This window comes from Streptomyces sp. 8N706, assembly GCF_052245415.1.
In the GTDB taxonomy this organism is placed as follows: Bacteria; Actinomycetota; Actinomycetes; order Streptomycetales; family Streptomycetaceae; genus Streptomyces.
On sequence record NZ_JBQQBW010000118.1, the window covers coordinates 1 to 19,547 of the forward strand.

The window sequence follows — 19,547 nt, forward strand, 5'->3', positions numbered from 1 at the left end:
GTTCATCGGCGGCGGAGGGCGCGAGCTGCCCGCGATCGTCACCGCGTGCGCCCGGCGCGCGCGGCGCGCCGTGGTCGTCACCCTCGCCGCGCTGGACCGGGTCCCCGCCGTACGGGCCGCCCTGGCCGGGGCGGGTCTCGTGACGGACGGCGTCCTGCTGCAGTCGTCCCGGCTCGCGCCGCTGCCCGGCGAGGTGACGCGGCTCGCCGCGACCAACCCCGTCTTCGTGCTGTGGGGGCTGCGCGGTACCACCGCGGCCCCCTCCCCCGTCATCGAAGGAGCACCCTCTTGATCGGCCTGATTTCCGCCACCTCGGCGGGCGCCGCCGCCCGTGACCGGCTGGCCTCCGCCTGGGCGGACCGTACGCGGGTCTACGACGGTCCGGTCCGGGAGGCCGTGGAGCAGGCCTTCGCCGAGTGCGAGCAGCTCGTCTGCTTCCTCGCCACCGGCGCCACCGTACGCCTGGTCGCACCGCTGCTCGCGGGCAAGGAATCGGACCCGGGCGTCGTCTGCGTCGATGAGGGCCTCCAGCACGCGGTGGCGCTGCTGGGCGGGCACGGCGGCGGGGCGAACGCGCTGGCGGCAGCCGTCGCCGACGCCCTGCCGGGCTGCCGTCCCGTGGTGACGACGGCGACCGACGCGGTGGGCGTGCCGGGCCTGGACACGCTGGGTCTGCCGGTGGAGGGGGCGGTCGCCGCGGTGACGCGGGCGTTCCTCGACGGTGCGCCGGTCGCCCTCCGCGCGGACGCTCATTGGCCGCTCCCGGCACTGCCGCCGCGGACGGCCCCGCAGCCTCCGGACATCCCGGAGGCCGTGTCCGCCGGCGGAGGCGACGGCCGCGGTGAGACGCCGGCCACCGGCCCCGGCGCGGGCCAGGGCAGCGCGGCCTGGGCCGAGTTGTGGGTGACCGACCGGATCGTGGAACTCGGAGAGCGTTCCGCCGTGCTCCGGCCGCCGTCGCTCGTGGTCGGGGTCGGCGCGAGCCGCGGCGCTCCGGCGGAGGAAGTGCTCGGGCTCATCGGGGACGCGCTCGCCGACGCGGGGCTGTCGGGGCGCAGCGTCACCGAGTTGGCGACGGTCGACGCCAAGGCCGGCGAGGCCGGGATCGTCGAGGCGGCCGAGCGGTTGGGCGTACCGCTGCGGACGTACGCCGCTGACATGCTGGCCGCCGTGGACGTACCCCATCCGTCCGACGCGCCCCTCACCGCCGTGGGAACGCCCAGTGTCGCCGAGGCGGCCGCGCTCCTCGCCGCTGGGCCGGGTGCCGGACTCGTGGTTCCCAAGCGGAAGTCCGCGCCCGAGAACGGGCCCGCCATGGCCACCGCGGCCGTGGCGCGGCGGCGTCCGCGCGGCCGGCTCGCCGTCGTCGGTCTCGGGCCCGGGGCCCGCGATCTGCTCACCCCGCGGGCCCGCGAGGAGCTGCGCCGCGCCTCCACGGTCGTCGGCCTCGACCAGTACGTGGACCAGATCCGCGATCTGCTGCGCCCCGGCACCCGCATCCTGGAGTCCGGGCTCGGCGCGGAGGAGGAGCGGGCCCGTACGGCCGTGGCCGAGGCACGCGCGGGCCACGCCGTGGCGCTGATCGGCAGCGGGGACGCGGGCGTGTACGCGATGGCCTCGCCCGCGCTGGCGGAGGCGTCCGACGACATCGACGTCGTCGGCGTGCCGGGTGTGACGGCGGCCCTGGCGGCCGCCGCGATTCTGGGCGCGCCGCTGGGCCATGACCATGTGTCGATCAGCCTCTCCGACCTGCACACCCCGTGGGAGGTCATCGAGCGCCGGGTACGGGCCGCGGCTGAGGCCGACATCGTGGTGACGTTCTACAACCCGCGCAGCCGGGGCCGTGACTGGCAGCTGCCGAAGGCACTCGGCATACTCGCCGAGCACCGGGCGCCGACCACTCCGGTCGGCATCGTGCGCAACGCCTCCCGCGCGGACGAGAGCAGCCGCCTGACGACGCTCGCGGCACTCGACCCGGCGACGGTGGACATGATGACGGTCGTCGTCGTGGGCAACACGGCGGCACGCGAGATCGCCGGGCGCATGGTGACGCCCCGCGGCTACCGGTGGCAGACGTGACTCCCCCAGGACACCCATCCCGCCACCGCGTGAGCGGATACCGCGCCCACGTGGCGGACTCCCGGTGCCGCCTGGCCGGGCCGCGGACCTCGTATTTGGTGATCAGTGAGTCGCGGTGCGCGAACTCGCTCTCCTCCAGCGCCCACTGGCGCGGTCCCCGCCGCGGCCCGGCCACGGTCCGTACGCCCGGCGAGAGCGCCCTGCTCTCGTCCAGGCAGAGCACGACGCCGACCGCGCCCGGCCAGTCGCGGGCGGCGGCGTCGGCCCGGGGCCATGGGAGTTCCCAGGGGGGTGCGGTTCACCAGGACTCCGTGGTCGAGGCCCGAAGCCACGCGGGCGAAGCCCAGGAGCCCACGCCCGGCAGCCGAAGCCTCGGGGGCGAAGCCCTGGGCCCCGTCCCCGGGGGCCGGAGCCACGTGGCGGGAGCCCGGAGTCCCATGACCGGGGCGCGGGGCCGCAGGGCGGATCCGCAAGCCACATCGGCAAGTCCCAGGACCGCAAAGCCGGATCCCGGAGCCCCCGCAACGCATCCCGGGGGCGCGTGTCCGGGTGCCGTTGGCTGCGGCGGCGTGGGCGTCATGCCACGCGCCGAGGCAGGTGCGGAGCGGACCGCGCGGTCGGCGAGGCCACCCTGGCCACCGGAGTACTCGCAGTTTTCAGTACCGTCTCGGAGAAGGGCGGTTCGGCTGCTGCCGCCTCGGCTCTCAGCACGCTTCTCCACCATCCGCCGGTCCGCCCCCGGACCGGCCCGACCGGTCATCGCACCCGCACCTCCGAGGAGAAACTGTGACCACCCCGCCCGCGCTGCTCATCGCCGGCCATGGCACCCGAGACGAAGCGGGAGCAGAAGCCTTCCGTGACTTCGTACGGGAGCTGGGCCGACGCAACCCTGCATTGCCCGTCGCGGGAGGGTTCATCGAGCTGTCCCCGCCTCCTCTGACGGACGCGGTCGCCGAACTCGTCGGCCAAGGGGCGAGCCGGTTCGTCGCCGTTCCGCTGATGCTGGTATCCGCCGGGCACGCCAAGGGCGACATCCCGGCGGCGCTGGCCCGTGAGAAGGAGCGGCACCCCGGGGTCTCGTACCGGTACGGCCGCCCGCTGGGTCCGCACCCCCAGCTGCTGAAGGTCCTGGAGCGCCGGCTGGACGAGGCCCTGGGCGAAGGCGCCCGCACGCCCTCCGACCGGGCCAAGACCACCGTGCTGCTGGTGGGCCGGGGCTCCACCGACCCGGACGCCAACGCCGAGGTCCACAAGGCCGCCCGACTTCTCTGGGAGGGCCGCGGCTTCGCGGGAGTCGAGACCGCCTTCGTCTCACTCGCCGCTCCCGATGTGCCCTCGGGTCTTGACCGCTGCCTCAAGCTGGGCGCGCGACGGATCGTCGTACTGCCCTACTTCCTGTTCACGGGCATCCTCCCGGACCGGGTGCGGCAGCAGACGGAGGGGTGGGCCTTGGCGCATCCGGAGGCGGAGGTGTTGTCCGCCGATGTCATAGGCCCCACCGAGGAGTTGGTGGACCTGGTCATGGAGCGCTACCGGGAGGCCATCGAGGGGGATCTGCGGATGAACTGCGACACCTGCGTCTATCGCATCGCCCTCCCGGGCTTCGAGGACAAGGTGGGACTGCCGCAACAGCCGCACCACCACCCGGACGACCCTTCCGGAGACGGTCACCACCACCATCACCATGGCGGCCATGCCCACGCCCACTGATCCGGTTCCGTCCCGGCACGATCTGCGCCACCACGGCGACGCGGAAGTGCGGGACAGCGGGGCTGACTTGACCGATCTCGCCGTCAATGTCCGGGCCGGCACTCCCCCGGCCTGGCTCAAGGAGAGGATCGCCGCGTCCCTCGACGGTCTCGCCGTCTACCCGGACGGGCGGCAGGCGCGTGAGGCAGTGGCCGTGCGGCACGGTCTGCCTGCCGGGCGGGTGTTGCTGACCGCCGGGGCCGCCGAGGCGTTCGTCCTGATCGCACGGGCTGTCCGGGCCCGCCGCCCGGTCGTGGTGCATCCGCAGTTCACGGAGCCGGAGGCGGCTCTGCGGGATGCGGGCCACGCCGTGGAGCGGGTGCTGCTCGACGCAGGAGACGGCTTCCGGCTCGGAGAAGGCGCGGTCCCGGAGGAGGCCGACCTGGTGGTGGTCGGCAATCCGACCAACCCCACATCCGTGCTGCACCCTGTGGAGGATCTCGCGCGCCTGGCCCGCCCGGGCCGGGTGCTGGTCGTGGACGAGGCCTTCATGGACGCGGTGCCGGGCGAGCGCGAGTCGCTCGCCGGGCGCACCGATCTGCCCGGGCTGGTCGTGCTGCGCAGCCTCACCAAGACCTGGGGTCTGGCGGGGCTGCGCGTGGGCTATGTCCTCGCCGAGCCCGAACTGATTGTCGCGCTGGAGCACGCCCAGCCGCTGTGGCCGGTGTCCACCCCCGCCCTGACCGCGGCGGTGGCGTGCAGCGAACCCCAGGCCCTCGCCGAGGCCGCGCACGCCGCCCACCGCATCGCCGCGGACCGCAGCCATCTGCTGGCCCGGCTGGCCGAGTTCGGCGGCCTGCAGGTGTGCGAACCGGCCGCCGGGCCCTTTGTGCTCATACGTCTGCCGGGCGCCGCAACCGTACGGGAACGGCTGCGGGCCCGGGGATTCGCGGTGCGCCGCGGCGACACCTTCCCCGGCCTCGGACCGGACTGGCTCCGGGTCGCCGTACGCGATCGGGCGACGACGGACCTCTTCGCCGAGGCACTGGCCAAGACCCTTCCGCAGGGTGGCCAGGTGCCCTGATCTGCGCGACCGGTCTCACCGGCGGGCAGATGCGCCACGCGGTCCGGGCCCGGATCGGATCTGATCCGGGCCCGGTCCGCTCCGGACGCAGTACGCCGGAACAGGAGCACGAGCGCGAGACCGTCCGGGACGGACCGGCCGGGGCTGGTCGGGCTCCCCGTCACGCGGCAGGGCCGCGGTGGGGGGTTGTGCCCCCACCGCGGCCCTGCCGTACCCGGAGATCAGCTCCGGCGGCGACGGCGGGTGAGAACGAGCGCCCCGCCGCCCGCAGCCACCAGCAGGGCCGCGCCGCCCGCCAGATAGGGCGTCGTGGAGCTGCCGCCTGTCGCGGCGAGGTTCTCGGTCGACGCCTCCTTGCCGGAGCCGGTCTGCGTACTGACACCGGAGTCGTCGGCACTGCCCGCCCCGGCCCCGTCCGCACCCGGCGTGTCCGCACCCGGCTTCTCATCGCCCGGGGTGTCCGCACCGGGCTTGTCACCCGGCTTGTCGCCGCCCGGCTCCGCCTGCCCGGGCTGCTCGCCGCCGGGCTTGTCCTCACCGGGCGTGCCGTGCCCGCCCTGGGGGCTCTCACAGGTGGCCTCGACGAGCGTCACTCGTCCGTCCACCTTGGCGACGTTCTGCTTCAGCGGGTCGACGGAGACCTTCAGGTCGAGCGCGGTAGCCGCGGCCGTCCGCGAAGTGGTGTGCGTCTTCGACAAGTCGAGCTGGACCTCGCCCACCTCCGGCACCTCGACCCGGGTCGTACCGCCCGCGCGCAGCGTGACCTTCTTGCCGAGCACCCGCACGGTGCCCAGCACGTTCGAGTCGGCCGTCGGCCGCTTGCCCGCCTCGCAGACCGCCCTCGACGTGACCTGCTCGACCTCGATCAGGGACAGCAGCGGCAGGCCCGGGACATGGACCTTCGCCCGGACCAGGTTCGCGTAGCCCTCGGCCTGGTGCGCGTTCGCGGTGGCGCGGGCCGTGGCCACATCGGCGCGCAGCAGGTTGACGGGACGGCCCCGGTTGACGCCGTCCAGGGTGACCGACAGTGCGGTCTTGTCGGCGTCGGCGGGCGCGTGCACCTCGTTCAGGGAAGCGTGCAGCGGCACGTGCGCGGACTTCTTGAGCAGGCCGACGTCGAGGCCGGCGCGGAGCACGACGGCCCCGGACTTTCCGTGCCCGCCGCCGGTGGCGTGCGCGGGCGCCGCGCCGAGGAGGACCGCCGGACCGGCGGCCAGGGCGGTGGCGGTCAGCATGGCGGCGGCACGGCGCGCGGGCATGCTGAAGGCAGAGCTGTTCACGGTGGAAAACCCCCACAAGAGACATGGAGTCGCCGACGCCGCCCATGGGGGACATCGTGAGCGCCGACGACCACGACCCCGAAATACTTACGTACTGTGGGTGAACAAGCAGCAACGAGTGGTGAGTTCATCCCAAAGGGTGGTTTCCGGCCCCACATTCGAATCCATCGACACAGACGTTCCCGAGTGTCACCCGCGCAACAGCGTCCCGGGCCGACGTGAGCATCTTCAACGCGGTGAACCCACGCTTCGTTACGCACTGTCAACACCGGTCAACCGTGCGCATCCGCGGCCTTGGCAGCCCGAGCCCGTAGCCGGCCGTCCGCCATCCGTCATCGGCCACCGTCGCCGATCGCCCGGCCCTTCGACGACCCACCAGCCCCTCAGACGTCCGCCGTCCGCCGTCGGGGCCAGGGCCAGGGCGTACCCGACGGGCCTTCGCGGGCTGGCGACGCTCCCGGACTCCGTCCGGGTGTGGAGTCCCCCGGCCGGAGGCTGGGGGCCCACACGCCGCGCTGTCGCGCCCGCCCGACTACGCCCCCGCATGAGGACGCCCTCCCCCAGCCTCCCGGCGGGGGACACCCCCGACTGCCTCGTGCTGTGACCGGGACGGTTCACCGGCTCGCGACGCCCGGCACGGCACTCCCCCAGCTACCTCCCCCGGCCGAAGGCTGGGGGAGTGCCCCCACGCTGTGTTGTCGGAGTCGCCCGAGTACTCCCCTGGCCTTCGGCATGGGGGACCCCAGTACGAGGGCGATCTCCCCCGGACCCCGTCCGGGGGCACCCCCACCGCCGTGCGATGCACCGCACCGGACGCCGCGAGCTTCCCGGCAAACCCTCCCGGTCACAGCACTGGCGCCGATCCCCCAGCGCCTTCGGCCGGGACGTGCCCCCACCGCCTTGCGACGATCCCCCAGGCGTTCGCCCGGGAGCAGCCTTCGGCGGCCGGGAGGTGGCCCTACGCCGACGTCCTCACTGATCCACTCAGAGCCGTCGGACACGCACTCCACCCGTACGGACCTTCAGCGTGGTTGACCCAGCCGACCGCGGACCGGCCTCCGAGTGCGGCGTGGCGGCGACGGTCCGTGGTCGGCCGTCGGTACGGGCCACGGATCCGGCGACCCGTACCGGTGTGCCGTCAGCCGATCACGTGCCCGCGCAGGACCACATGGCGCGGAGCGGTGAGCACCCGTACGTCCTCGCGCGGATCGGTCTCGTAGACCACCAGGTCGGCGGGAGCGCCCTCGCTCAGCCCCGGCCGGCCGAGCCACTCCCGCGCGTCCCAGGCCGTGGCGGACAGGGCCTCGACGGCCGGGATACCGGCCCGGACGAGCTCGGCGACCTCTGCCCCTATCAGCCCGTGCGGCAGGGAGCCGCCCGCGTCCGTGCCCACGTACACCGGGATTCCGGCGTCGTACGCCGCCCGCACGGTGTCGTAGCGGCGGGCGTGGAGCCGTCGCATATGGTCCGACCAGAGGGGGAACTTCGACTCGCCGCCGTCCGCGAGCCGGGGGAAGGTCGCGATGTTGACCAGGGTGGGGACGATCGCCACTCCCCGCTCGGCGAACAGCGGAATCGTCTCCTCCGTGAGCCCGGTGGCATGCTCGATGCAGTCGATTCCCGCCTCCACGAGGTCGGTCAGCGACTCCTCGGCGAAACAGTGGGCGGTGACCCGGGCACCGAGCCGGTGCGCCTCGGCGATCGCCGCCTCCACCGCGCCACGCGGCCAGCAGGCGCTCAGATCGCCGGTTCCCCGGTCGATCCAGTCGCCGACGAGCTTGACCCACCCGTCGCCCCGGCGGGCCTCCTGGGCGACAAACGTGACCAGATCCTCGGGCTCGATCTCATGGGCGTAGTTACGGATGTAGCGCTTCGTACGGGCGATATGGCGCCCCGCGCGGATGATCCGGGGAAGGTCCTCGCGGTCGTCGATCCAGCGGGTGTCCGAGGGCGATCCGGCGTCCCGGAGCAGCAGGGCACCCGCGTCACGGTCGGTCACCGCCTGCTTCTCGCTGGTCGAGTCGTCGACGGGGCCGTTTGCGTCCAGTCCGACGTGACAGTGCGCGTCGACCAGACCGGGGAGCACCCAGCCGGACAGTGTTGTCATCTCCCGGGCGCCCGCCGGACGCACGAAGGAGATCCGGCCGTCCACCACCCACAGCTCGTCCCGGACCTCTTCCGGCCCGACCAGCACCCGTCCCCTGATGTGCAGCACCGCGCTCTCGCTCATGGCACGCACTGTACGAGCCCTGCGCCCCAGGGGTCACCGGTCCCCCGGACGAGCCCGCGGACGCGGGAACACCGGCCCGCGCAGGCACGGCCCGGCCTCCTCGGATTTGCCGGGGCGAGCAATCGATATATCCTTTGCAGGCGAATTTCCATTTCTTCTGATGCATAGCTTTCCGTCTGCTTCTTCCCCCTATCCGGATTCTCAAACTCCCAAGTTTTGCGAGCGTCCGACGATGCAATTCAGCCGCGTCTCACGACCGTTACGCACATGTGACGGACTCCACACGGTGTCTGGTTCGCCCCGTAATTACCGGACAAACCCGCACCACTTGCCCTGTTTCCGCGTGCCCGCGCGTCCTCGCGCGATAACACATGAACCCCCTCCGGCGTAACCCCTGTCCGAGATGCACTTTCGATTTGCCCTCGGTAAATTTAATTTGCATGACCGCCGCACAAGCAGCCCTTGCAGGTGCCGACAGAGAATTCCTCGGAATGCCCGAGGGGCTCGAACTCGACGCCCCGCGAGTCGAGGACGGAGCCGTGATTTGGCGCATCGCCCGCGACTCGAAGGTGCTCGACCTCAACTCGTCGTACAGCTACCTCCTGTGGTGTCGTGACTTCGCCGCCACCTCCGTAGTGGCCCGCGACGGGCAGGGCGAGCCGGTCGGGTTCGTCACCGGCTACATCCGCCCGGAGCGTCCACAGACCCTGGTCGTCTGGCAGGTCGCCGTCGACCACGCGCAGCGCGGCCGGGGACTGGCCGGCGCGCTCCTGGACGGACTGACCGCCCGGGTCGCCGATGAGCTGGACGTCCACCGCGTCGAGACCACGATCACGCCCGACAACACCGCGTCGAACCGACTGTTCACCTCTTTCGCCGAGCGGCACGGAGCCGCCGTGCAACGGGAGGTGCTGTTCCACGGCGGACTGTTCCCCGACGGCGGGCACGAGCCCGAGGTGCTGTACCGGATCGGTCCCCTCGCGGCCACAGCGGCCACACGCTGACGGCCCGCCCCCCCAGACTTCTTCCCTCCCTCACGTCACTCTCCCTGGAGCATGCTGTGACCATCACCCCGCCCGCCCTGAGCGTCTTCGAGACCCTGGAGTCGGAGGTGCGCAGCTACTGCCGCGGCTGGCCCGCTGTGTTCGACCGCGCGCAGGGCAGCTACATGTACGACGAGGACGGCCACACCTACCTCGACTTCTTCGCCGGGGCGGGTTCCCTGAACTACGGCCACAACAACCCGGTGCTGAAACGGGCTCTGATCGACTACATCGAGCGCGACGGCGTCACCCACGGCCTGGACATGGGGACCACCGCCAAGCGGGCCTTCCTGGAGTCCTTCCAGAACATCGTCCTGCGTCCGCGCGACCTGCCGTACAAGGTCATGTTCCCCGGCCCGACGGGCACCAACGCCGTCGAGGCGGCGCTGAAGCTGGCCCGTAAGGTCAAGGGCCGCGAGGCGATCGTCTCCTTCACCAACGCCTTCCACGGCATGTCGCTGGGCGCGCTCGCCGTCACCGGCAACTCGATGAAGCGGGCCGGCGCCGGTATCCCGCTGGTGCACGGCACCCCGATGCCCTTCGACAACTACTTCGAAGGCCGCGTCCCGGACTTCCTGTGGTTCGAGCGGCTGCTGGAGGACCAGGGCTCCGGCCTGAACCAGCCGGCCGCCGTGATCGTCGAGACGATCCAGGGCGAGGGCGGCATCAACGTCGCCCGCCCGGAGTGGCTGCGCGCGCTGGCGGACCTGTGCAAGCGGCGCGACATGCTGCTGATCGTCGACGACATCCAGATGGGCTGCGGCCGCACCGGCGCCTTCTTCTCCTTCGAGGAGGCCGGCATCACCCCGGACATCGTCACGCTGTCCAAGTCCATCAGCGGCTACGGCCTGCCCATGTCGCTCACCCTGTTCAAGCCCGAGCTGGACATCTGGGAGCCGGGCGAGCACAACGGCACCTTCCGCGGCAACAACCCCGCCTTCGTCACCTCCGCCGCCGCCCTGGACACGTACTGGGCGGACGGGCAGATGGAGAAGCAGACCATCGCCCGCGGCGAGCAGGTCGAGCAGGCACTGCGCGCCATCGTCGAGGAGCACCCGCGGCTCGGCGGCGAGCTCCGGGGCCGTGGCCTGGTCTGGGGCCTGGAGTTCGCGGACAAGGACCGGGCGACGAAGGTCGCCGCCCGCGCCTTCGAGCTGGGGCTGCTCATCGAGACCTCGGGTCCGCAGAGCGAGGTCGTCAAACTGCTGCCGCCGCTGACCGTGACCCCCGAGGAGCTGGACGAGGGTCTGCGCACTCTCGCCCGGGCGGTGCGGGAGACGGCCTGAGGGTCCGCTCGAAGGAGCGGACCGACGGGTTGACCGCACCCATCACACCGCCGACCGTAGACAGAAAGGCACCGAATCACCGTGATCGTCCGATCGTTCAAGGACATCGAAGGCACCGACCGGCATGTGAAGGCCGCGTCCGGGACCTGGGAGAGCAAGCGCATCGTCCTCGCCAAGGAGCGCGTGGGCTTCTCACTCCACGAGACGACGCTCTACGCGGGCACGGAGACGTCGATGTGGTACGCCAACCACATCGAGGCCGTGCTCTGTGTGGAGGGCGAGGCCGAGCTGACCAACGACGAGACCGGTGAGACGCACTGGATCAGCCCCGGGACGATGTACCTCCTGGACGGCCACGAGCGCCACACCATGCGCCCGAAGACCGACTTCCGCTGCGTCTGTGTCTTCAACCCGCCCGTCACCGGCCGGGAGGACCACGACGAGAACGGTGTGTACCCGCTGCTCACCGAGCCGTCCGAGAGCTGAGCTCCCCCAGGGGAAGGAAAGAAGCAAGGACGTACGAGAGGAGAAGGAGCACCACCATGACCACCGCACCCGAGCGAACGGCCGATCTCTACCCGACACGCGGCGCCACCGAGGTCGCGACTCCGCGCCTGGACCCGGTTGTCTGGTCCGAGCCGGGGGCTCCCGGTCCGATCCAGCCGTCAGAACTGCGCGGTTTCGACCGCGACGGCTTCCTGACGGTCGACCAGCTGATCACTCCGGACGAGGTGGCGAAGTACCGTGCTGAGCTCGACCGGCTGATCGTCGACCCGGAGGTCCGGGCCGACGCGCGCTCGATCATCGAGCCGATGTCCAAGGACGTCCGGTCCGTCTTCGAGGTGCACAGGATCAGCGAGGTCTTCGCCGAGCTGGTACGCGACCCACGCGTGGTGGGCCGCGCGCGGCAGATTCTGGGCTCGGACGTCTACGTCCACCAGAGCCGGATCAACGTCAAGCCCGGGTTCGGGGCCTCCGGTTTCTACTGGCACTCGGACTTCGAGACCTGGCATGCCGAGGACGGCCTGCCGAACATGCGGACGGTGTCCGTCTCGATCGCACTGACCGAGAACTACGACACCAACGGCGGCTTGATGATCATGCCGGGCTCGCACCGGACGTTCCTCGGCTGTGCGGGGGCAACGCCGAAGGACAACTACAAGAAGTCGCTGCAGATGCAGGACGCGGGCACGCCGTCGGACGAGGCTCTGACGAAGTTCGCGAGCCGGCACGGCATCAAGCTGTTCACCGGCGCGGCGGGGTCGGCGACCTGGTTCGACTGCAACTGCATGCACGGCTCGGGCGACAACATCACGCCCTTCCCGCGCAGCAATGTCTTCATCGTCTTCAACAGCGTGGAGAACACGGCTGTGGAGCCGTTCGCGGCGCCGATCCGGCGTCCGGAGTTCATCGGGGCGCGCGACTTCACCCCCGTACGGTGAGGCCGTAGAGCGCCGCAGAGATACGTAGAGCTCCGTGGAGTTCCGTGGAGTTCCGTAGGACATGCGCAGGACATGAGAGCCCCGCCCGGCTCGGTGCGTTGCCGGGCGGGGCTCTCGTCGGTTCCGGGCGCCCGTCCACGCTTCATCCGGGCTCCGACGTTGGGGCCCTTGGCTGTCGGCCGGCTGTCGGCGCGCTCGGTCGGCCGGGCGGACGTCAGGCGCCGGCGGGGTCTCCGGGGACTTCGGACAGAACGTCGAGCGCACGATCAACATCCGAGGCGGTGTTGTAGAGATGGAACGCCGCACGGAGGTTCCCCGCCCGGAAAGAGAGCATCACCCCGGCCTCGCGCAGCGGCTCCTCCGTGTGGCTGAGCCCGGGAACGGCGACGATGGCGGATCCCGGTGCCCGTACCGGCTCGTGGCCCAGCCGGGTGAGACCTGCCCGGAAACGGTCCGCCAGGGCGGCATTGTGGGCGCCGATGGCCTCGGGGCCGGTCTCCTCGATGAGGGCGATGGAGTGCTGGGCGGCCAGATACGCCAGTGTGCTGTGGCTGTGGTCGAAGCGACGGGCGGACCGGGTGAACAGTTCGACCGGGCCGTAGGTGCTGTTCTCCGGGTCCTCGCCCGCCACCCAGCCCGCGTAGAACGGCGTCAGCTCCTCATGGGCCTCCGGCACGACGAGGAAGGACGTGCCGCGCGGGCTCAGCAGCCACTTGAAGGCGCCGCACACCGTGAAGTCGAAATCGCCCGCGCGCAGCGGCAGCCAGCCCATGGACTGCGAGGCGTCGACGAGCGTACGGGCGCCGTGGGCGAGGGCCGCGCCGCGGATCGCCGCGAGGTCGGCGATGCGGCCGTCGGAGGACTGTACGGAGCTGACGGCGACGAGCGCGGTACCCGGGCGTACGGCGTCGGCGAGGCTCTCCAGCGGCGCGCTGCGCAGCTTCAGATCACGTCGGACGGCGAAGGGTGTGACGAGCGAGCTGAAGTCCCCGTCCGCGACGAGGACTTCGGCCCCGGCGGGCAGCGACGCGGCGATGAGGCCGACGTGGACGGCGACCGCGCCCGCGGCCGACACCCGCTCGGCGGGCACCCCGGCCAGCCGGGCGAAGGCCTCCCGTGCCACCTGTACGGACTCCAGGCCCGCACCGGGCGTGGGGCGTCCGGCGACCGCGTCGTCGACCGCCTCCCGGAGTGCGGTGGCCGATCGCGCGGGGAGCAGCCCGCTGGACGCGGTGTTGAGATAGGTCGTCTGTGGCGCGAACTGGGCGCCTCCCAGGCTCTTCTCCATGTCCTCCACCCTCTCCCGCGCGGCGGACGGCGTCCACGTAGCAGGAGCGGGAGGGCCCCGAAGCGATGCTTACGGCTCGGGCGCGGGCCTGCGGTTGCTGTCCTCTGTGCGCCCGCACGCGCCCTCGCAGGTCCGTGTGGCCCCTGTCCGTGGCGGCGGGCTCCGGCGGCCCCGTCGGAGAACGGGCGGTGTCACAGGTCGGCGGGGCGCGGCAGGGCGAACTCCTCCACGACACCGATACGGCGCAGGGTGGACGAGACATGCCGGTGCAGGAGCTCCCGGGCGTCGCCGCCCCGGCCGATGGCCATGGCCTCGGCGATGGCGGTGTGCTCGGCGACGTCCCTCTCGGGGTTGCCGGGGCCGACGGTGGAGGTGGCGGCGATGTGCCAGGTCCGGTCCCACAGGGCGACGTGCATGTCCGCCACCACAGGATTGCCCGCGGCACGGACCAGCCGGGTGTGGAACGTTCTGCCGATCGCCATCGCCCCCTCGGGCGTGGAGGCCTCGTGGAGGTCGTCCAACAGGTCCCGGCCCAGCTCGCGCAGGCCCGTACGGCCCCGGGCGGCCACGGAGTCCAGGGCGAAGATCTCCAGCAGCAGCCGGGCCTCCATGACGTCACGGGCCTCCTGCAGGGTGAGGGGCAGAACGAGCGCGCCGCGCGTGGGATAGAGCCTCAGCGCCCCCTCGCTCCTGAGGCGGCTGAAGGCGTCGCGGACAGCCTCCTGCGCCAGTCCGAGCTCCGCGGCGACGGCCGCCTCCCGGAGCAGCTCCCCCGTGTCGTAGGTGCCGTCCAGCAGGCGCGCTCTGACCTCGGCGTACGCTCGTTCCGTGGCCTGGGTTCCCTCGTGCTCGGGCCGTCCTTCCGGCATCGTCCCATTGTCGCCTCTCCTCCCGGGTCGGGCAGGTCCAGGCGCGCGTGGGCGGCAGGGCATGTCCGCCGAGCGGCTGAGGCTGTCAGCGGGTCCGTGCGGCGGTCGCCGCTCTGGCGGGGCGGCTGGGCCCCACGCGCCCGGCGGAGGCCGAGCAGGTCGTGGTCGCGGTCGTCGACCTGCCGTCGGCCCTGGTCCGCCGCCCTCTACGAGGCGGCGCCGGCATCCCGCCGGAGGCGGAGCACCTCGCGGAGCGGTGCGCGGGCGCCCTGCCCACTCCGGCGGTCCGGCCCGCGGTCTGAGGCGGCTCGGGACCGAGGCCGGGCCCGTACGCCCACCCCCACGCTCCGACCCGGGGTCCCCGAGGGTTCGGGGCCAGGCCGGCAACGGATTCACCGCCTGCGAGGACGATCGCGGGTCAGCTCTCCCGGCGGCCGTCGACGCGGCGCGGTAGCCCGAGGGGGTTGTCGTCCCGCAGCTCCGGGGGCAGCAGCGCGGCGGGGGTGCTCTGGAAAGCCACCGGCCGGAGCCAGCGTTCGATGGCCGTGCCGCCGACCGATGTCGAGGTGGAGGTGGTGGCCGGGTAGGGCCCGCCGTGGTGCTGGGCGGGGGCGACGGCGACACCGGTCGGCCACCCGTTGACCAGCAGCCTTCCGGCGAGCGGGGCGAGCTCGGCCAGCAGACGCGCGGCCGGGCCCTCGCCCGCCGCCGACTCCTCCTCGCCGATATGGAGCGTGGCCGTGAGATTGCCGGGCAGCCGCGCGAGGACCGCGGAGACCTCCGTCTCGTCCTCGTACCGTGCGACGACGGTGACCGGCCCGAAGCACTCCTCCAGCAGCAGTGCGTGCCCGTCCCCGTCGGAGAGCCGCGCGGCCGGGACGGTGAGGAAGCCCGCGCTGACGGCGTTCTCACCGCTCTCGCCCGGGGTCACCGGGCTCTCCACGCCGGGGAGGGCGGCCCGGTCCCGGATGCCCGCGACAAAGGCGTCCCGGATCCGCGCGTCGAGCAGGACCCCCTCCGCGGTGTCGCTGACGGCCTCGGTGAGGGACCGCACGACACGGTCGCCCGCCGGGCCCACCGGAACGAGGACCAGTCCGGGCTTGACGCAGTACTGACCCACGCCGAGAGTCATCGAACCGGCCAGCCCGCCGCCTATCGCCTCCCCGCGCTCCTCGGCCGCGGCCTCCGTGACCACAACGGGGTTGAGGCTGCCCAGTTCACCGTGGAAGGGGATGGGAGTGGGGCGGGCCGCCGCGGCGTCGTGGAGCGCCCGGCCGCCGCGTATGGAACCGGTGAATCCGGCCGCCGCGACCAGCGGGTGCCGTACCAGGCCGACACCCGCGTCGAAGCCGTGCACCAGGCCCACGACCTCCTCCGGCAGGCCGTGCCGCGCGGCTGCCCGGCGCAGCACGGAGGCGCACACCTCGGACGTGCCGGGGTGGTCGGGGTGTGCCTTGACGACGACCGGACAGCCGGCGGCGAGCGCGCTGGCGGTGTCACCGCCCGGTACGGAGAACGCCAGCGGGAAGTTGCCGGCCGCGTAGACGGCGACGACGCCCAGCGGCACCTTGTAGCGGCGCAGGTCGGGGCGGGGCGCGGGCCCGGCGTCCGGGTCGGCGTGGTCAATGAGGACGTCCAGGAAGGCGCCCTCGTCCACGATGTCCGCGAAGGAACGCAGCTGATAAGTGGTCCGGGCCAGCTCGCCGGTGAGGCGTCCGGGCCCCAGCGCGGTCTCGGCGTCCGCGGCCTCGATGACGAACTCGCCGGCGCCGTCGAGCAGGTCGGCGGCGGTCCGCAGAAACGCCGCGCGTACGGTCCGGTCGGCGAGGGCCTTGCGCGCGGCGTACGCGGCGCGCACCGTCTGGTCGACCTCCTCCGCCGTGGCCTCCACCGCAACCTGCTCCCGCTGCTTCCCGGTTCGGGGGTCCACGCTCCAGACTGGTGCTGCCACGGCGAATTCCTCCTGCGTGCTGCTCAGAGACCGCGTTCGAGAGGCGGAACGCTGTTCCTGATGGTGAATTCTTCGGGACCCTATTTCCGGGCGAACGAAGGGGTCAAGGCCGGTACGCGTCACGGAGAGACGGGCGTGCCCAGGTCAAATCGGCGATAGGCACCGTGGAAAAGCGGGAATTCTCCGGAGGCGCGCGGGAATTCAACCCGCTCGCAGCCGTCCAGGTCGCCGTCGACCGCTCGTCGCCGTCGACCGCTCCGGATCCGGCCTCCGCATACCGCTGTGCACGCCGGCCGGGCCGCGACGGACGCGACCGGCACCCGCCAGGGCATCGGTGTCCGGACCCTGCCCTGCTCGTCAGGCCCTGCTCGCCCGACCCTGCTCGTCAGGCCCTGCTCGGGGGCACTTCCTGCACGCCGCGCTGTTCGATGGACCCACCCCGCCCCGCCCCGGCCACGCGACGCCGGCTCCGACCTGTGGCGGGGGTTGCGGCTCCGCCATGCGGCGGAGGCGGATCGTCGGGCGGGCCGATGCCGAGCCTCCGCCGAGTCTGGAGGGTGAGGGGCATGACACCGACCTCGCGTTCTGCAGCCTCGTCCCGCTCCGCGCAAGCCGCCACCGGACCGGCCGGAGCGTACGTGCGACAGCACGAAGCCACCCCCGGACCCGGCCAGGACATGGCCCGCCCGGCCGAAGCCACCCCCCGACCCGACGACCCCGCGGTACGCCCCGCCGGAGCCGGTCCGGCCGCCGGGCAGGGCCACCGCCCGCAGCGCAACGCCGTACGGCCCGGGACCGCGGGGACCGGAACCGTACGGCCCCGTACCGTCCGCCAGGCGCTGCGCGGGGTCACCGTCGTCGCCTGCGTCCCCTATCTCTCGCTGAAGATCGCGTGGATCGCGGGGAGCCATACCGGTATTCCGGAGGGCAGCCCGCTGCGCGACGCGGGCACAGGGCTGGCCCTCGCCAACGGCGTCACCGTCCTCATGGACGGGGCCGTCATCGCCCTGGCTCTTCTGCTCACCCAGGCGTGGGGCCGGCGGACACCGCCCTGGCTGCTCCTCCTGCCGATGTGGTGCGCGACGGGCCTGCTCGCGCCGATCATGACCGGCTTTCCGCTGCAACTCCTGGTCAAGGCCGTCGGGGGGTCCGTGAGCAGCTCCGAGGACACCGGCCGTGAGCCGTTCCTCGACGCATGGGTGTTCGGCGTCGTCTACACCGGATTCATCGTCCAAGGCCTGGCGCTCGGCGCGCTGTTCGTGCTGTACGCGCGTGAGCGTTGGGGCCATCTGTGGCGCGGCCGGCTCCAGGACCTGCCCAGCAGCCCGACACGGCCCGCCCAGCGTGCCGCCGCCGTCGCCGCCTCGCTGCTCTCCCTGCTGCCCCTGGCGATGCACCTGCTGTGGGCCTGTGGCTCGACCGCCGGGCTCGACGCAGCGAGGGCCGAGGACCGTACGAGCGACTTCTCCGTGCACGAAGCGGTCGACGTCCTCTTCGCGGCCGCCACCATCGCGGGCGTCCTCATGCTCGCCTTCCGCACCGGACGTCTCGTGCCGCTCCATGTCCCGCTCGCCCTGGCCTGGGTCGGCTCCGGAGCGCTGACCTGCTGGGGCGGCTGGCTGCTGATGGCCGCCCCGGTCGTCGCCGACGACTCGGCCGAGCGGCTCACCCCAGTCATGAACCTGACCTACTCTGTGCAGATGATCGCCGGGATGCTCGTCGTCACCATGGGCGCCTACTTCTTCGCCGAGCGCGCCGCGGAACGCCGTACCGCGTGAACGCGCTGCGCCGGGGGGCGGCCACGCTGATCGGGCGGCGTGCGCGTCTGCGGTGGATCCATCTCGTCCTCGGCGGCGCCCTGTTGATGCCGTACTTTCTCCTGGCATCCGTGGTCGTGGGCCCGGTCATGGGCGAGACCGACCTCTTCAGCTCCCTCCCGGCGCAGCTCGCGTCGTTCGCCCTCGCCCTGCCCATCGCCGCGTCGACCGCGCTCTTCCCCCTCGTACGGCCGCTTTCGCTGACCGCCGCGCGTGCGCTGTGCGGTATCCCCGCCGAGGAGCCGGCGAGCGGTCCGGCCGGAGGGCGTCCGGCACGGCTCCGCACCTGCGCCTGGTACACCGTGCATCTCGCGGTCGGCGGGGTCATCAGTGGAATGACCCTCTCCGTACCGCCGTTCGCGGTGACGCTGATCCTGCTGCCCTTCCTCGACGGGCTGCGCCACGCCGACCTGGGCGCCCTTCTGGCCTTCGGCGGGCCCCAACAGGCCGTCCTGGCCCCGCTCGCGGGCGTCGGGCTGCTGATCGCACTGGCGGGGATCGCCGCCTCGACCGGGCTGCTGCTCGCCCGCGCCGCTTCGGCGCTGCTCGGGCCCACCCCCGCCGACCGGCTCGCCGCCGCCGAGCAGCGGGCCGCGGCCCTCGCGCGGCGGAACCGGCTCGCCCGCGAGCTGCACGACTCAGTGGGGCACGCGCTGAGTGCCGTGAGCCTCCAGGCGAGCGCCGCACGCAAAGTCCTCGACGCCGACCCGGAGTTCGCCCGGCAGGCGCTGGCCGCCATCGAGGAGACCGCACGGCGTACGGTCGACGAACTCGACACGGTCCTGGGTGTGCTGCGCGAGGACGACGAGGAGGGGCGGGGCTCCACGCTGCCGCCGGGCCCGACCCTGGCGGAGCTGGACGAGCTGCTGGCCCGTACGCACGCGGCAGGCGTGACCGTCGAACACACGGTGCCCGGCGGTCTCGGACGGCTGCCGGAGCCGGTCTCCCGGGAGGCGTACCGGATCGTGCAGGAGGGGCTGAGCAACGCGCTGCGGCACGCGGGCCAGGTGGCCGTACGGCTGTGGATCGCCCTGGCCGACGAGGAGTTGGAGATCACCATGGAGAATCCGATGCCCGCCGAGCGCCGGCCGGGGACGCGGGGCGGCGGACGCGGCCTGCGCGGTGTCGCCGAGCGTGCGGCCCTGTTGCGCGGCAGTGCGCAGGCCGCGGAGGACGGTGGCGTATGGCGGCTGACCGTACGGCTGCCGGTGGAGGGCGCGCGGTGACGGTGCGGATCGTGGTCGCCGACGACGAGCAGCTGGTGCGCACCGCGCTGAGGACGATCCTGGAGGCCGAGCCCGACATGGCGGTCGTCGGCGAGGCCGCGACGGGTGCGGAGGCCGTGCCGCTGATCCGTGAACTGTGCCCGGACGTGGTGCTGATGGACGTACGGATGCCCGAGATCGACGGCATCCGGGCCACCGAGCAGCTGCTGCGGTCGATGCCCGAGCCGCCGCGTGTCGTGGTGGTGACGACCTTCGAGAACGAC

16 protein-coding genes and 2 pseudogenes are annotated in these 19,547 nt (G+C 72.7%); 12 read left to right on the forward strand and 6 right to left on the reverse strand.

Annotation, left to right across the window (positions count from 1 at the left end; translation table 11 throughout):
• A pseudogene (locus ACTWQE_RS29025) lies at positions 1–292 on the forward strand (bifunctional cobalt-precorrin-7 (C(5))-methyltransferase/cobalt-precorrin-6B (C(15))-methyltransferase); the annotation flags it as partial.
• Positions 289–2,079, forward strand: coding sequence for a precorrin-3B C(17)-methyltransferase (cobJ, locus tag ACTWQE_RS29030; protein ID WP_443332043.1), 1,791 nt, complete (start codon positions 289–291; stop codon positions 2,077–2,079). The pseudogene ACTWQE_RS29025 and the gene cobJ, both read left to right, overlap by 4 nt.
• 73 nt (positions 2,080–2,152) lie before the next feature.
• On the opposite strand, the pseudogene ACTWQE_RS29035 reads toward cobJ, so the two are convergent.
• Positions 2,153–2,344: pseudogene (locus ACTWQE_RS29035) on the reverse strand (bifunctional cobalt-precorrin-7 (C(5))-methyltransferase/cobalt-precorrin-6B (C(15))-methyltransferase); the annotation flags it as partial.
• Between the two features lie 521 nt (positions 2,345–2,865).
• Here ACTWQE_RS29035 and ACTWQE_RS29040 point away from each other — a divergent pair.
• Complete coding sequence (locus ACTWQE_RS29040) at positions 2,866–3,789, forward strand: sirohydrochlorin chelatase (protein WP_443332044.1); 924 nt, start codon at positions 2,866–2,868, stop codon at positions 3,787–3,789.
• A complete protein-coding gene (gene cobC, locus ACTWQE_RS29045) occupies positions 3,773–4,852 on the forward strand; it encodes an Rv2231c family pyridoxal phosphate-dependent protein CobC (RefSeq protein ID WP_443332045.1) in 1,080 nt (359 codons plus the stop codon). The genes ACTWQE_RS29040 and cobC overlap by 17 nt, the downstream gene beginning before the upstream one ends.
• A 221-nt stretch (positions 4,853–5,073) precedes the next feature.
• Here the strand turns inward: cobC and ACTWQE_RS29050 are convergent, their stop codons facing one another.
• Both ACTWQE_RS29050 and ACTWQE_RS29055 read right to left on the reverse strand, forming a co-directional pair.
• Entirely contained in the window at positions 5,074–6,132 is a 1,059-nt protein-coding gene (locus tag ACTWQE_RS29050) for an SCO1860 family LAETG-anchored protein (RefSeq protein ID WP_443332046.1), read from the reverse strand.
• 1,138 nt (positions 6,133–7,270) lie between these two features.
• A complete protein-coding gene (locus ACTWQE_RS29055) occupies positions 7,271–8,362 on the reverse strand; it encodes an amidohydrolase family protein (protein WP_443332047.1) in 1,092 nt (363 codons plus the stop codon).
• Positions 8,363–8,802: 440 nt separating this feature from the next.
• On the opposite strand from ACTWQE_RS29055, the gene ectA reads away from it, so the two are divergent.
• From ectA to thpD, 4 genes are all read left to right on the forward strand, one after another.
• The gene (gene ectA / locus ACTWQE_RS29060) at positions 8,803–9,366 is read left to right on the forward strand and encodes a diaminobutyrate acetyltransferase (RefSeq protein WP_443332048.1); all 564 of its coding nucleotides are present in this window, start codon (positions 8,803–8,805) and stop codon (positions 9,364–9,366) included.
• A gap of 56 nt (positions 9,367–9,422) precedes the next feature.
• A complete protein-coding gene (ectB, locus tag ACTWQE_RS29065) occupies positions 9,423–10,691 on the forward strand; it encodes a diaminobutyrate--2-oxoglutarate transaminase (RefSeq protein ID WP_443332049.1) in 1,269 nt (422 codons plus the stop codon).
• 81 nt (positions 10,692–10,772) lie between these two features.
• Entirely contained in the window at positions 10,773–11,177 is a 405-nt protein-coding gene (locus ACTWQE_RS29070; protein ID WP_443332050.1) for an ectoine synthase, read from the forward strand.
• Positions 11,178–11,233: 56 nt separating this feature from the next.
• Entirely contained in the window at positions 11,234–12,133 is a 900-nt protein-coding gene (gene thpD / locus ACTWQE_RS29075; protein WP_443332051.1) for an ectoine hydroxylase, read from the forward strand.
• A gap of 214 nt (positions 12,134–12,347) precedes the next feature.
• Here thpD and ACTWQE_RS29080 read toward each other — a convergent pair whose 3' ends face one another.
• Positions 12,348–13,421, reverse strand: a complete 1,074-nt coding sequence (locus ACTWQE_RS29080; protein ID WP_443332052.1) for an aminotransferase class V-fold PLP-dependent enzyme — start codon at positions 13,419–13,421, stop codon at positions 12,348–12,350.
• A gap of 191 nt (positions 13,422–13,612) precedes the next feature.
• Positions 13,613–14,290: a GntR family transcriptional regulator gene (locus ACTWQE_RS29085; protein WP_443332053.1), complete on the reverse strand. Its 678-nt coding sequence runs from the start codon at positions 14,288–14,290 to the stop codon at positions 13,613–13,615.
• A gap of 161 nt (positions 14,291–14,451) precedes the next feature.
• Here ACTWQE_RS29085 and ACTWQE_RS29090 point away from each other — a divergent pair, with 161 nt between their 5' ends.
• Positions 14,452–14,592, forward strand: a complete 141-nt coding sequence (locus ACTWQE_RS29090) for a hypothetical protein (RefSeq protein WP_443332054.1) — start codon at positions 14,452–14,454, stop codon at positions 14,590–14,592.
• A 116-nt stretch (positions 14,593–14,708) separates the two neighbouring features.
• Here the strand turns inward: ACTWQE_RS29090 and ACTWQE_RS29095 are convergent, their stop codons facing one another.
• Complete coding sequence (locus ACTWQE_RS29095) at positions 14,709–16,241, reverse strand: aldehyde dehydrogenase (NADP(+)) (protein ID WP_443332055.1); 1,533 nt, start codon at positions 16,239–16,241, stop codon at positions 14,709–14,711.
• A gap of 638 nt (positions 16,242–16,879) precedes the next feature.
• Between ACTWQE_RS29095 and ACTWQE_RS29100 the strand changes: the two genes are divergently transcribed.
• From ACTWQE_RS29100 to ACTWQE_RS29110, 3 genes are all read left to right on the forward strand, one after another.
• Entirely contained in the window at positions 16,880–18,019 is a 1,140-nt protein-coding gene (locus ACTWQE_RS29100) for a hypothetical protein (protein WP_443332056.1), read from the forward strand.
• Between the two features lie 5 nt (positions 18,020–18,024).
• Entirely contained in the window at positions 18,025–19,284 is a 1,260-nt protein-coding gene (locus tag ACTWQE_RS29105; protein ID WP_443332058.1) for a sensor histidine kinase, read from the forward strand.
• On the forward strand, positions 19,242–19,547 hold a 306-nt coding region (locus ACTWQE_RS29110; RefSeq protein WP_443332057.1), incomplete at its 3' end, for a response regulator. The genes ACTWQE_RS29105 and ACTWQE_RS29110, both read left to right, overlap by 43 nt.

Coding starts and splice junctions, on each gene's coding strand:
- cobC (WP_443332045.1), top strand. CDS start 3,773: ATGCCCACGCCCACTGATCCGGTTCCGTCCCGGCACGATCTGCGCCAC.
- ACTWQE_RS29055 (WP_443332047.1), bottom strand. CDS start 8,362: ATGAGCGAGAGCGCGGTGCTGCACATCAGGGGACGGGTGCTGGTCGGG.
- ectA (WP_443332048.1), top strand. CDS start 8,803: ATGACCGCCGCACAAGCAGCCCTTGCAGGTGCCGACAGAGAATTCCTC.
- thpD (WP_443332051.1), top strand. CDS start 11,234: ATGACCACCGCACCCGAGCGAACGGCCGATCTCTACCCGACACGCGGC.
- ACTWQE_RS29080 (WP_443332052.1), bottom strand. CDS start 13,421: ATGGAGAAGAGCCTGGGAGGCGCCCAGTTCGCGCCACAGACGACCTAT.
- ACTWQE_RS29085 (WP_443332053.1), bottom strand. CDS start 14,290: ATGCCGGAAGGACGGCCCGAGCACGAGGGAACCCAGGCCACGGAACGA.